Raw genomic sequence first — 13,856 nt, forward strand, 5'->3', positions numbered from 1 at the left:
CGATTATAAAGCCAGGGAAAAGTTGAATTTCCAAGTCGTAAGTTATACTTTTTAAAACAAAAAAGGTTGCTCAATAGTTGAGATTGAGACAACCTTTTTTTGTTCGGAATTTAAGCCTGAGTCAATTTAATTCATAAATAATAGCTCAAAACTCATAAGCAGCCTCTTCTACTTCAGCAGAATAAGTTTTCTGGTCTGGTTATACTCGCCTGAAATTATTCTGTAAAAGTAGATTCCAGAGTTCAGCGCCGAGGCGTCGAAATTAACTCTGTATGAACCTGCTGATCTGAAGTCATCCACAAGTACTGCCACTTCCCTTCCGAGAGGATCGAAAACGCTCAACTTTACATTTCCTGATTTTGGCAGGTTAAATGCGATTGTAGTTGACGGGTTGAACGGATTCGGGAAATTCTGCAGAAGTTCAAACTGTGTCGGAATCCCGGAATCTTTTATATCTGTGGCACCGCAGTCGGGGGTGGTGATGCATATGGTATCACTGTGGCAGCAATAGTTATAAACAGTATCTCCCGGTACAACGGTCGTAAAAATCGCAGTCTGGAAACAGAGAGATGTATTTGGAGCAATTCCGGTTACAATCAAACTGTCAAACGGTGATACCTGACCCGGCAGGATGGAGACATTATTCACGAGGGTTTTCGAGAATGTTACTCCGGGTGCTGTCGGATGAATACCGTATCCTGTTGCAATAATGTTTGAATTGTTTTGCACACGGAACTTGAGCATGAATGAGCCGTTTGCTCTGCAGGTCAGGGTTTGGTCAATAATCTGCGAGCAGTCGTTATCGGGCGGAACAGTCGGGGTGCAACTGAACTGAAGAGTGTCGGTACACATCACCACACCGTTTTTCATCCATCTCACAACAATTTTCTGGATAGGGTTAGTATATTGCGAGATGCTCATATTCAGGATGTTGTTGTATGTCCCTGTTCCAATTCCGGTGGAGATCGGCATTTTCACGAGTGTAATGCTGTTGTTGGGCCATACATTTGTGAAGCCCCAGCCAGTAGTTGAAGCTGTGAAGTTTGTGAAAACTCCGCCTGAGATCAGCTCAAACTGTACACTCGAGAAGACCATTGTGCTGTTGTTGAAGAGAGATATGTCGTACGAACAATTCTTTGGGTTTCCGACAGCACTTACTCCAAGCGAATCGCAGAAAGTGTAACAATCGGGGATAACTACCGTAATTGAACCATAACACCAGCAGCAACCGTCAGAACTTGTGAACTTCACTGAAAGTCTTACGGTATCACCAACTGAAGCACCTGAAATCAGCACGCTTTGAAGTCCCGAGATTGAACCGGGATTGACAGGTGGTGTAAGGGTTACATTCGATGGATTCACTGTAACACCTGATGGAGAGACAACCGTATATTGAAGGGTCTTCATATCGAAGCCCGCATCATTTCTGAATCTGAATTTCAGAATCGGATTTCCATCATTACAGATTACAGTATCTTCAAGAATTGTCGTGCACGAAATCTGGCAATTTAGCGATACAGTATCGGAGCAGGCAATGTTACCTGAGGTATCGATCCAGTTTACCACAACAAACTGGGGAGAGGTAACATAGAGGAGCGACATGTTGAAGAAATTGTTCAGGTTGCCGCCCGGTACAAGTCCTGAAGGAGGTGTAAAGATGTTGTTTCCTGAAGTGAACCAGTTTTGGAAGTTGGTTCCCAAGCCTGTTCCTGTGGTAAACTGGTTTGGAGCGAGACACAAAATCTGTATTGATGCGATTCCCGGAAGATTCGCAGGTTGATTCAGACTTAGCGCCCACTTGCAATCGTCGGGATTTGTCCTCACTGCTGTAGCCGAGAGGGAATCACAATGGAGAGTGGCTCTCATATTCCCGAAATTAACATTTTCGAGTTGCTGTCCTGCCGCAAGTGTTACAGAATGAGTTCCCGGGGCTGCGGGGAAAGTCTGAACCCATCCCGGTTGCTGCACTTCTGATACAGTATAGTTTCCGGCGGGGAGATTGGTAAAACAGTAGTCGCCGTTGGCATCAGTCACAGCATAGGGAACTGTAGCGATTCCAAGTCCGATCTGCCACCCCGGGAGACCCGGTTCATTTAAATCCATTATACCATTTCCGTTCAAATCGTTGAATTTGGTTCCGCAGATTGAAGCGTTGTTTGGTGGAACGGTATCTGTTGTTCCGCAGATCTGTACATTTTTATGGATGGCAAACGAGGGAGACATCGGGTTGCTCCCCACAGACGACCAGGGATAGATTCTCATTTTGAATGTCTGTCCATTGGGTACCAGAGCTCCACCGGGAATTGTCTGGTTAAAAGTTTGTGTCGTTGTGTTTAAATAACTAAAAGTGCTTCCCAACTGGAAAGTATTCGACCAGTTGTTAACCGTATAATAGACTTCCCCCTGCAGGATATTTAAATTTGTTGTGAGTGGATTGTCAGAGTAGTTGAATGAAACACTGTTCACTGTCAGGCTGTGCCCGGGTGTTGGTGAGACTGTAAATTCGATATACCGGTTATGATCGCGGTTACCTGCGGGCCAGCCGGCAGTTCCCAACCAAAGCCTCTGCCCGTTGATTGTGTAAGGGAGAAAGACTGACATAAAGGGTGCCGAGGTGCCCGGAGACAAAGCCTCCGGTGTGGCGGATATATTTCCTGAGATAGTGGAAACAGATCCGTTACTTAGCAGATTCCATGTAACACAGGTGGAAGTTGGTGGTACATAGGGGTTTGATTCACCGCATATCTGAACACTGTTGTGGATTGCAAACGAAGGGCTCATCGGACTGCTCCCGACAGGAGAGTAAGGATATATTCTTACTGAAAATTGTTGTCCGACGGGTACAACAAGACCGCCCGGAATAGAGACATTAAATGTCTGCATTGCAGTATTAAGGTAGAAGAGTGTTCCTCCAAGTTGTGTGCTCGATGACCAGCCATCAGTGGAGAAATAGACTTCTGACTGAAGTATGTTGAGATTTGTAGTCAGGGTGTTGTCACCGTAATTAAAGCCCACACTGTTCACGGTAAGTTGGTTACCTGCAGTGGCTTGCAGGGTAAACTCGATGTACCGGTTAGGGTCACGGGCTCCGGCTACCCATCCGGTGTTTCCCACCCAAAGACGCTGTCCTGTCGAAACATATGGTGTAAAAACGGACATAAATGGAGCCGATGTACCGGCGCCAATAACTTCAGCCGATGCTGTCATGTTAGGGGCTGTTGTAGTAACCGCTCCAGAGTTAAATAAATCCCAGGTTGTACAGGTATTAACCGGACATGAAAGTGTTTTTTTGTAAACCCCTCCGAAAGTGCCCGCAAAAACATGCGTTGGAGTCGAGACCATTGCTGTCACAGAGGTGTTAGTAAGTCCCGAGTTGTCACCCGCCCAGGTTAGTCCGTTATCAGTGGATTTACTTATACCTCCGAGGTTGGTTGCGCCTGCGTAGATATCCGTTCCGCATGTAAGAGCGAAAGCATCAACAGACCCGCCGGCGACGAAAGTCCATGATGCACCTGCATCTGTTGATCTGTAAATCCCGCCTCCGATGCTTCCGGCAAAAAGAGTTGAACCGACTGAAATGAATCCGCGGATATCGAGGGATAATATCCCCGAGTTTGCAGCTGCCCATGTGGCACCATTATCGGTTGATTTAAAGACTCCCCCGGTTGTGCCGGCATAAATCGCCGATCCGGTCCCGTAAAGTGCCCAGACATTCAGATTACCCAGTCCGGTATTCGATTGTGCCCAGGTGTTTCCATTGTTGTTTGAGATGTAGATACCACCACCGATCGATCCGGCGAAAAGTGTAGTGCCGGAAGTTAATAAACAATGAAAGCTTCCCGATTGCAAAAGGCTCCAGTTCCATGAGGGTCCGTTTGCCGATCTGTAGATACCCCCTGAAAGTGTAACGACGAATATATCGCTGCCGCTTGTGGTGAAATTCCTGGCGGTCAGAGTGGTCAAACCTGTATTTTCACCGTTCCAGTTTACACCGTCATCGGTACTTCTTAGTACTCCTGCATTTGTAGCTGCAAAAAGGTTTGTTCCGTCATAGAACATTCCGTTGATGGCTCCGGTGAGATTGGTTTGCTGCCACTGAGCAACTCCGGGCGAGACGAGGAGGACAAAGAGGAGCGGGATAAAAATCAGCTTCGGGGTTAGATTCGCCTTTTTCTCTTCAGGTGGTGAACCCGTGTCTTTTCCCCGTCTGATTATGATAACAGGTGACGATGACCGTTTTGCCTCTTTTTCTCCATTGGATCGTGAGAAAAAGTTAATAACTGTCTGTAAAAAACTCATAAAACACTCCTTGTTTTGTTGCAAGTTGCACACTCCGTCTTACAATTAAAACAGAGAGACAACGAACGGAGTGTTTCAGTTAGTTAAAGGGGTATGAGAGGAAATTAACGGGGGGAAGTATTGCCCGGTGTTTAACCTCCCGTTAATTTGTAGAGCGAGGAAGGAAGTGAAATAACCACTTCCGTCCCCTGAGATTCGGGCTTTTTACCTCCAAGGTCTTCGAACAGGATTGGTTGTGGAATCTCCATTTTTGAGCTAAGCAGGCGTAACCTTTCTTCGACAATCTCGATACCTTTAGAGATATGATCAGCTTTTTTGTTCATTTTTGCCTGCTGAATGCCGACTCCGTTATCGGTAATTTTGATAATCAGAGCCGTGTCTGTTTCTTCATGCATCTTAATATTTTCAAAATTGAAGGAGACAGTCAATTCTCCTTTTCTGCCCGAATCGATTATGCCGTGCCAGAGGGAATTTTCAACAAAGGGCTGGATGATCATATTTGGAATCATCAGAGTCGCCGGGTTAATGTCATCACCTGTAATTATCTCCCACACAAATTTGTCTCCAAGCCTCAGTTTTTCCAGATCGAGATACAAACTCAGCCTGTATATCTCTTCAGAAAGGAGGATAAAACCACTTCCGGCAGTCTCGAGATTTTTTCTCATCAGGTTTGCCATGGTTGCTATGTAGTTGTTGGCTTCCTCGTTTCTGTTGCTGTTGATAAGATACTGAACGGAATTGAGGGAGTTAAAAACAAAATGAGGATTCATCATCGCAGAGAGTGCCTGATGCTTCAACTGATTAATTCTTTCCGTGAGATCCAGTTGTTCCCTGCTCCTCTTTCTTTGCAGATTGAGTTCCCAGCGAAGGATGAGGGGACCAGATACCAAAAAGAAAACTGCGATGATAACTTTGAACCAGATTGACTCGAAAAATCCCGGGCGAATAGTAAATTTGAGTGTTGCCGGTTTCCCCCAGTCTCCGTTGATATCCCTCGCTGAAACCTCCAGTTGATATTCTCCGTGGGACAATGAGACCGCGTTGATAAAATCGTTGTCAGTTTCAACCCACTCATCTTCCAACCGGTATCTGTATTTAACTGAACCGGGAGAGGAATAATTTAGTGCTGAAAATGAGATTAAAAGGTCGTGATAATCCCTCTCAAGTTCAAAGAGATCATTGCCGAAAAAGGATTTCCCTCCCGACCTCACCTCAGTAAAAACAACATCACATTTTGGTGCGGAATAACTTTCAAGATAATTGAGATCGATTACCGAAACTCCACCGCTGGTTCCGACATCCAGTCTGTTTTTATCTTCGTCGTATAAAAGACAGAACACCTCGTTTGAGCCCAGTCCCCTGAACCGGTTAAAGACTTCTATTTTCGAATTGTCGTATAAAAACAATCCCCTGAGGTTACCAATCCAGATTCTCCCTTTTTTGTCAGTGACTACAGAGGTGGATGAGGAGAGGTCGTATCCGCCAATGCTGGCATAACTCCTCATTTTCCCGCTTGACAACTCATAATATGCTATCCCTTTGTCTGATGCGAACCAGATTTTATCCCGCCCGTCATTCCATATCCAGTTGATCCTGCTGTTTAGTATTGAATCGCCGTCAAAAAACATTTTGCTAGCGACCGGTCTGCCACCCGTAAACTTAATTTCTCTTACCATGCACAAACCGGCACCTGTGGCGATCCAGATATTCCCAAGACGGTCTTCCACTATATCATTGATACGGTTCACACTTTCTTTCTCGCCGAAGACAGGAAAAAAAAGAGTATCAAGGTCTTTTTTGTTGAAGTCCGGTTTCACATATATGATATTACCTCCGTAGCCGAACAGATACAGCCCCGATGAAGTTTTGCAGAAGGAAGTATAATTGACAAGATTGATAACTTTGCCTGCAGATGTTGCGCTTTTGATTCCCCTTGAGCCGAAAACACCACACACAAACACCTGATCATCATAAAACTTTACATTGTAGATATATTCATTTGTGGTGGCATTTGCGCGGGTCTCAATTCTTTTAAATCCCTCACCTTCGAAGACATTCAATCCGTCGAACGATGCGACAAACAACCCGAGAGTTTTATCCCTTGCTATAAAATTTATGTTATTGTTGCTCAAGCCGTCGGACTCGTTATACCGGGAGACATACAGATTATTCAGGCAGAAAACCCCTTTCCCGTGAGTGCTCACCCACAGGTTGCCCTGAGAGTCTTCAAGGTATCCATTGACATGGGTATTCCGGAGACCGAACTTTTTTCCCATATCGATTACCTTTTTCTCTCCGTTTTTAATCATGTAAAAACCGGCATTTAAAACAGAGAACCAAAGATTATTTCTGCTGTCACAAAACAGTTCCACAACTTCAGCAGAAATCACATCCGGGCTGATACTGTAAGTGTTTATAACCGAATTGTTGGATATTTCGTAAATCTTTCCTTTCCCGCCGACAAAGAAACCGCCATCTTTTTTTATAAAAAGAGAGAAAAACGGCTCATCAGGTAAGCCGGAGATGTTCTTTTTTGCAAAAATTCCATCTTTTAGAGTGAATAAACCCTGCTTTGCAGCCACGAGGAAACCCCCTTCTTCCATTGAAGCGATTCTTTGGACTGCCGGTGGATTCGTCATTATGGATAATGCACTTTTTCCTCTTTTTGAGTCTCCATCAACCACAAAAATCCATCCTGCGTTTTTGTAGGCATACAGTTTTTGCGGATTCTTCGAAAAGGGTTCTGTCAGTAAATAAGTTATGGCGAACTGCTTCCCTGCGGGATATCGAAAGAAATTGTCAATCTTCCCGTTTTTAATAATATTTATGCCGTTCTCATAAGTGGCGGCATAGATCTCTCCTTCACGCCCCAGTGCGAGAGAGACGATAGAGTTTGCGTTCAAACCGTTCTTGCTGTCGAAAGAGACAAAATGCTTTCCGTCGAATCTGCTCAACCCCTGAAGGGTGCCGAACCACATAAATCCTTCCTTGTCCTGCATCATACTGAAGACTGTTGAGGAGGCGAGTCCCTCGTTCGAGGTGTAGTGATAAAAGGGAGGGGTCTGTGCTTTCAGAATCAGCGACAGGCAGAAAAGTATTAAACTTCCGGCAAGATTTCGCGTAAAACCTGTCAAACCGATCTCAATCCCGATTTGATTTTCTTTACAAATTCAGCGGCTTTTCTGCGGGAAACTTCAACTTTGCTGCCATCGGACATCCTTACCCATCCGCCATCGGTAACTGAATACTCTTTAACGCATTTCAGGTTGATGATGTGTGACTTGTGAACCCTGAAAAAGAGAGATTCAGGGAGAGAATCTTCAAAATCCTTAAGTGTCTTCGAAACTATTCTGCATTTTCCCTCCCTGAGGTGGACAACTGAATAGCTTCCTTCAGCCTCAAGCCTTATAATCTCATTCAGATCGATTATGTTAAATCCATGGGTATCCGGGATGACGAGTTTTTCCTCCTCAAAATAAGGGGCATTTTCCCCTTCTTTTTTCTTCAGTCCGATCAGTTTTTTAACAGTCAGTTTTAACTCTTTGATGTTAACCGGCTTCAGCAGATAGTCAACCGCTCCCGCTTTTACAGCTTTTATTCCGTAATCGGCATAAGCACTTACGAACACGACCATAAATTCGCGGTCATCGAATTCACCCAAGAAATCGAAACCGTCGAGAACGGGCATGTTGATGTCGAGAAATACCACATCAGGTTTGAATTCCTGAACGAGTAACTTTGCCTCAACGGTCGAATCCGCAGTGCCCGCCACCCTGATTTCAGGGCACCAGTTCTCGATTATCATCCTCAGATTTTCTCTGCCGTGAAATTCATCGTCGACGATAATAGCGGTTAGAACAGGATTTGGCTGCTCCAAAAGGCACCTCGACTGCTTTCTGTGAAAAAAAGGATTTTACGATTAGAATTTATCCAAAAGTATTATAATTTCTACTCACTATTATAAAATACATTTCGCATGAGTATGATTTATTGAAATTTATCACCTTTCTTAGTTATACATTCTTCCTGTGTCGAGGCTTAAAGTAATTCCCCATAAAAAGCGGGAGGCTCATAATTAGTCCCCACCCCGACTCATATGAATCCCCCCCCCTTAGACTACAACATCCGTGAAAAGTCGTCGAACATTAAATGCGATGTCAAAGAATTTTATTAGCTTAAGAATAGCTTTTTTAGCATTTTATTGATTCCCAATGGTGTCTTGCTTTTTCAGCAACAAGCTGGACATTGATTTTTATGCAAAATGATTTCTGGAGAATAAAATCTGGAAATTCAGGTTTTATTTGATAGAACCACAATTATTTGAAAAGGAAAGAGGCCGATGTATTTTTTCTATCTGGATGAGTCGGGGGAGAAAAACCCTGCTGTTAAAAAAGACGAACCATTTGTTTTACTTGCGTTAGGTTTGCATGAATATCAATGGAGGAAATTTGAAGCTAAAATTAATGATAAAAAACTTCAATTAATCAAAAGAATTTATGACACTGAAGGTGTAAAATTAGAACTGGCAGATGCTGAAATTCGCTCTTCTGATGTTAGAATCCCCAGAAACAGAAGAAATCATTCCTTCTTAAAATATTTGACAGAAGATGAGTTGAGTCAGCTGATTGATTTGTTTTACAGCCAATTCGAAGAAAACCATATAACAATTTTTTCTGTGGTAGTAGATAAAAGCAAAATACAAACTTATCTTGATTTGGAAAAACTGTTTAAGAAGGTTTATGAATTATTGTTGGAGAGGGTAGAAAACTTCTTAAATTCGGAACATCCAAAGCAAAATTCAATATTTGTTTTGGATAACACAAATAAACAGTTGAACCGAAGTATTGCCATGAAGCATTCCTTTTTTCTTAGAGATGGGACATCTGCTAAAGTTAAAATAAAACATGTTATCGAAATTCCTTTCTTTGTAGAGAGCTACTTGTCAAATGGAGTCCAACTTGCAGACCTTTGTGCATACAATGTTTACAGAGCATTTCTGGATCAAAACAGTTCTTATCCCTTCTTCAAAAAGATTTTACCCTACTATCACAAGAATAAAAACAGGAGAGCTGATAAAATTGAAGGACTAAAAGTATTTCCGGAAGATAACAGATGGGCTGATTTTATAAAAGAGGTTGAAAAAGAAAGAGCCCTGATTCTCTCGAACCGGGCTCAAAAATGACGTCCAGCCCCCAATGAAGGGGTATCGAGCCTGCTCGGAGGCACTGGACGATAAAAGCATTTCAAATATACTAATTTTTTCAAATCAATTCAACATAATAATTCAGTTTTCCACGCGGAATGACAATACGAAGAGTTAAGTGGTTTTTCTATCTGCTTCCTTTCAAAAGTAATCATGACAATTACTTCCCTCACTAAAACGCCATTTCACCCTTTGGAATTAATTCTTGGAATTCTTCTCAGCGCAAATCTCCCCAGTTGATATCTTCGTTGTATCTCACAGATATTCTCATTCCCCTCTGCCCAAAGCTTCCCAATCTTTGTGTACTGAGACCGCTGAGGCTGGTCTTCATGTCTGAGTGTTTCCTATAAAATAAGTTCAGGAATCAATCTACACTCGTTTGTGCAAAAAACCTGTTGCTTGAAAATAGAAAAACCCTTATTTTAATAATGAAAGTTTTTATAATTTGGAGAGACTGTGTTTAAATCCATTGTTTTAGTGAAGCAGGTTCCCGATACCGCAAATATCTCGGGAAGTGTAATGAAAGAGGACGGAACCGTCAACCGTTCGAAGCTCCCTGCAATATTTAACAACGAAGACAGGGTAGCCATCGAGTTTGCCCTTCGTATTAAAGAAAAATTCGGCGGGACCGTTACTGCTATCACCATGGGACCGCAGAGAGCGTCTGATATACTAAGAGAATGCCTCTATATGGGTGCCGATTCTGTTTATCTGATAAGTGACAGAAAATTCGCCGGTGCTGATACACTCGCCACATCTTATGTGCTTAGCGAGGCAATAAAAAAGATCGGCAGTTTCGATTTTATTTTTGCCGGAAGACAGGCGATTGATGGCGACACCGCTCAGGTTGGTCCTCAGACAGCCGAAAAACTCAATCTCCCGCAGGTTACTTATGTGGAAGAAATTCTTGAAGTTTCGAATACCCACGCAAAGATTAAAAGAAAAATAGACGGTGGTTACGAAATCGTAAGGGCTAAACTTCCCGTTTTGCTGACAGTTCTTAAGGATGCCGCCGAACCAAGACCATTCAGTGCAAAAAGAGTGATGGCATACAAGGGAGCAAAATCCCTGATGGATCTCGAAAAAATGACAGAGGGAAACAGTCTTCTCTACACAGATAAACTCCAGCATGAATACGAAGAAAAGAATCTCTTCATCCCCACACTTACAATGGATGAACTGGGGCTCGACCCCGAACGCTGCGGCATCAAAGGCTCGCCAACAAAAGTTCACAAAGTGGATTCTGTGGTTCTTGGCGGTGGAAACCACATCAGAGTGGAGCCGACAAAAGAAGGGCTCGAGAAGCTCGTAGATCAACTTTTAGCCGATCACATTTTTGGATAAGACAATGAAAAAAAAGAACGAAATTTGGGTTTTTGTTGAAGTCAGGAACGGTAAACCCGCCGATGTGAGCCTCGAACTTCTCTCCAAAGGGAACAAACTTGCCGCTATCACAGATTCAGTGTTAAAGTCAGTTGTAATCGGTGACAATGTAAGACAAATTGCAGAAGATACATTTTTATACGGAGCCTCCGAATCGATTCTCGTGGATGACCCCGCACTGAAATATTTCAGAACACTTCCATACGCTCGAGTATTGAACAATCTTATTTCCGAAAGACGACCAAGAATTGTGCTTTTTGGTGCCACCGTAATCGGAAGGGATATCGCTCCCAGAGTCGCATCCTTCACAAAAAGCGGACTGACGGCTGACTGCACCGACCTGCAAATCTCCGATGTAAAATATCTGAACCAGGAATACAAGGAACTGTTGCTGCAGATCAGACCTGCTTTTGGCGGAAACATCATCGCAACAATTATCACTCCCGACACCGAGACCCAGATGGCAACGGTGAGAGAGGGTGTTATGGAGATGCACAAAGTTGACAACCCACACCCTGTAAAGATTGAGAATGTAAAGTTTGTTCCGACAGAAGAAGATGACCTTGTTGAGGTGTTGGAGCAGCACATTGAAGAGAGCAAAGTGAACCTGAAAGCAGCCCCCATAATCGTTTCAGGCGGTTACGGACTCGGAACCAAAGAAAATTTCAGACTCGTTGAAGAACTTGCCCACACCATCGGGGGTGAAGTGGCGGGAAGCCGCGCCGCTGTGGATGCAGGATTTATCACTTCTGAAAGACAGGTAGGTCAGACCGGTGTTACGGTACGACCCAAACTTTATATCGCAGTAGGTATCTCGGGTGCAATTCAACACCGTGCCGGAATGCAGGAAGCTAAAAAGATAATCGCCATCAACAGCGATCCTGACGCCCCAATATTTGATGTAAGTCATTACGCAATTGTCGGCGACGCCACACAGGTGATCCCGAAATTTATTGAAGTTTACAAGAGCAAGTTGAAATAGGAACAAACATGGCAAATTATTTTACCGACAATGTCGATATTCAGTTTCACTTCAACCAGTTTGGTACCGATGATGTGAAAGAGATTATTCAGATTAGTGAAGAAGATTACAAGGAATCACTCCATTATGACTATGCTCCTGTTTCATTTGAAGATGCGATGGAAAATTACAGGGCGGTGCTGGAAGTGGTGGGAGATCTTGCAGCCAATTTTATTGAAGCCCGCGCGGCAGGTGTTGACGACCAGGGTGCCATTTTCAAAGATGGCAAGGTAACATATGCCGACGGTACAAGAAAAAATCTTGAGCAGCTTGCTCAGGCTGACCTGATGGGTATGATCCTCCCCAGGAAGTACGGCGGATTAAATTTCCCCTTCTTTATTTATCTCGTCTCTGTGGAAATGATCTCCAGGGCTGACGCCTCCCTGATGAATCTTTTTGGATTGCAGGATATCGCAGACACTATCAGGAAGTTTGGAGATGAGGAACTTGCTCAGGAATTTCTTCCAAAGTTCTCGACCGGTGAATATACAGGTGCAATGGCACTTACAGAACCCGATGCCGGCAGTGATCTGCAGGCAGTAAAGCTCTCCGCATATCAAAATGAAAAAGGGGAGTGGTTCCTTCGCGGTGTAAAAAGATTTATCACAAACGGCAACGGTGAAGTGCTGCTCGTTCTTGCAAGAAGCGAAAGCGGTTCCAGGGACGGTCGCGGTCTCAGCCTTTTTGCCTGCTACGGTGATGAAACCGTAAAAGTCAGAAGAATTGAGCACAAACTCGGTATCCACGGCTCACCAACTTGTGAACTTCAGTTCAACGATACCCCGGCAAAACTGGTTGGTACCCGAAGAATGGGACTAATTAAATATGTTTTAGACCTTATGTTTCGTGCCAGAGCAGGAGTTTCTGCGCAGGCTCTCGGCATCTCCCAGGCAGCTTATGAAGAAGCCCTGAAATACGCTAAAGAAAGGGAACAGTTCGGCAAACCGATCATTAATCTCCCTGTGGTCACCAATATTCTTATGGATATGAGGACCACTCTCGAGAGCAACAGGTCTCTTCTCTATTCAACCGCGATTACGGTTGATCTGAAAGAAAAACTTGAAGAAGTGATCGATAAGCTGAAAAAAGAGGGAAAACCATTCGCTGAAGTGAATGCGAGACTTAAATATGTCACCAGAGTTGCAAATCTGCTCACTCCGATGGCAAAGTATATCGTTACTGAATCTGCCAATAAAATCACTTATGATGCACTTCAGATTCATGGCGGAACAGGCTACATGAGAGAATTCAAGATCGAACGACTCGCCCGTGATGCAAGGATTACAAACATCTACGAAGGAACTTCCCAACTACAGATTGTCGCAGCTTCCTCAGGTGTTTATGCCGATGTGCTCGCAGAGTACTTCGATAAAAAGGATGCAAAGGTTTATGATGCCGGACTTACAAGACTGCAGAATTTTCTTAAGGAAATAAGGGCCGTCTTTAACGAATGTGTCAAATATGTTCAGGATAAAAAAGATCCCGTGTTTCAGGAAGTGGCTGCCAAAGACCTTGTGGAACTCTACAGCTACATTTACACAGGCTATCTGCTGCTCGACGAGGCTGAAAAAGAGTCCCGTAAACGGTTTATTGCCAACAGATTTATTATTAACGCACTTTCACACGCCAAGAGAAACGCTGAATCGATAAAGGATGAACTCTTCTCAGACCTTCTTCATTCAGACGAAATCTTAATCTAACCAAGGAGACAGACCATGGATAAACAAAGAAATTACTTCAAGATCTATGATGATGAAGGCATTAAAAGCTACTTCAAAACCAACCTCACTTACGAGGAGATCGAAAAGTTGAAAACCGACTTTGAACAAAATCATCAGGAATTCTACAATAACGACTTTATCAAATTCCTGAAAGACAAAGATGCCTCGACAGAGGAGATTGAAGTTCAGGCTATTTATTATTGAGAGACTTGAGAAACCTGAGAGACTC

8 protein-coding genes are annotated in these 13,856 nt (G+C 43.6%); 5 read left to right on the forward strand and 3 right to left on the reverse strand.

What is annotated here, in order from left to right; genetic code table 11:
- Window positions 1-168 precede the first annotated feature (168 nt).
- The 3 genes from LCH52_13665 to LCH52_13675 form a co-directional block, all read right to left on the reverse strand.
- Complete coding sequence (locus tag LCH52_13665) at window positions 169-4,299, reverse strand: T9SS type A sorting domain-containing protein (GenBank protein ID MCA0389531.1); 4,131 nt, start codon at window positions 4,297-4,299, stop codon at window positions 169-171.
- A 131-nt stretch (window positions 4,300-4,430) separates the two neighbouring features.
- Entirely contained in the window at window positions 4,431-7,433 is a 3,003-nt protein-coding gene (locus LCH52_13670) for a histidine kinase (GenBank protein ID MCA0389532.1), read from the reverse strand.
- Complete coding sequence (locus LCH52_13675; GenBank protein MCA0389533.1) at window positions 7,430-8,176, reverse strand: LytTR family DNA-binding domain-containing protein; 747 nt, start codon at window positions 8,174-8,176, stop codon at window positions 7,430-7,432. The genes LCH52_13670 and LCH52_13675 overlap by 4 nt, the downstream gene beginning before the upstream one ends.
- A 462-nt stretch (window positions 8,177-8,638) precedes the next feature.
- On the opposite strand from LCH52_13675, the gene LCH52_13680 reads away from it, so the two are divergent.
- From LCH52_13680 to LCH52_13700, 5 genes are all read left to right on the forward strand, one after another.
- A complete protein-coding gene (locus LCH52_13680; GenBank protein ID MCA0389534.1) occupies window positions 8,639-9,481 on the forward strand; it encodes a DUF3800 domain-containing protein in 843 nt (280 codons plus the stop codon).
- Window positions 9,482-9,958: 477 nt separating this feature from the next.
- A complete protein-coding gene (locus LCH52_13685; GenBank protein MCA0389535.1) occupies window positions 9,959-10,846 on the forward strand; it encodes an electron transfer flavoprotein subunit beta/FixA family protein in 888 nt (295 codons plus the stop codon).
- 4 nt (window positions 10,847-10,850) lie between these two features.
- Window positions 10,851-11,867 carry an electron transfer flavoprotein subunit alpha/FixB family protein gene (locus tag LCH52_13690; protein MCA0389536.1) on the forward strand — a complete coding sequence of 339 codons (1,017 nt, stop codon included), beginning with the start codon at window positions 10,851-10,853 and terminating at the stop codon, window positions 11,865-11,867.
- Window positions 11,868-11,875: 8 nt separating this feature from the next.
- Window positions 11,876-13,606: an acyl-CoA dehydrogenase family protein gene (locus tag LCH52_13695; protein MCA0389537.1), complete on the forward strand. Its 1,731-nt coding sequence runs from the start codon at window positions 11,876-11,878 to the stop codon at window positions 13,604-13,606.
- A 15-nt stretch (window positions 13,607-13,621) separates the two neighbouring features.
- Window positions 13,622-13,831 (forward strand): hypothetical protein, encoded by a 210-nt coding sequence (locus tag LCH52_13700; GenBank protein MCA0389538.1) that lies wholly within the window; start codon window positions 13,622-13,624, stop codon window positions 13,829-13,831.
- Window positions 13,832-13,856 lie beyond the last annotated feature (25 nt).

It is taken from the genome of Bacteroidota bacterium, assembly GCA_020161395.1.
GTDB lineage: Bacteria > Bacteroidota > Ignavibacteria > Ignavibacteriales > Ignavibacteriaceae > UTCHB3.

Excerpts from the sequence above, each read along its gene's own strand:
- LCH52_13665 (MCA0389531.1), bottom strand. The coding sequence starts at position 4,299 with ATGAGTTTTTTACAGACAGTTATTAACTTTTTCTCACGATCCAATGGA.
- LCH52_13680 (MCA0389534.1), top strand. The coding sequence starts at position 8,639 with ATGTATTTTTTCTATCTGGATGAGTCGGGGGAGAAAAACCCTGCTGTT.
- LCH52_13700 (MCA0389538.1), top strand. The coding sequence starts at position 13,622 with ATGGATAAACAAAGAAATTACTTCAAGATCTATGATGATGAAGGCATT.
- LCH52_13690 (MCA0389536.1), top strand. The coding sequence starts at position 10,851 with ATGAAAAAAAAGAACGAAATTTGGGTTTTTGTTGAAGTCAGGAACGGT.
- LCH52_13695 (MCA0389537.1), top strand. The coding sequence starts at position 11,876 with ATGGCAAATTATTTTACCGACAATGTCGATATTCAGTTTCACTTCAAC.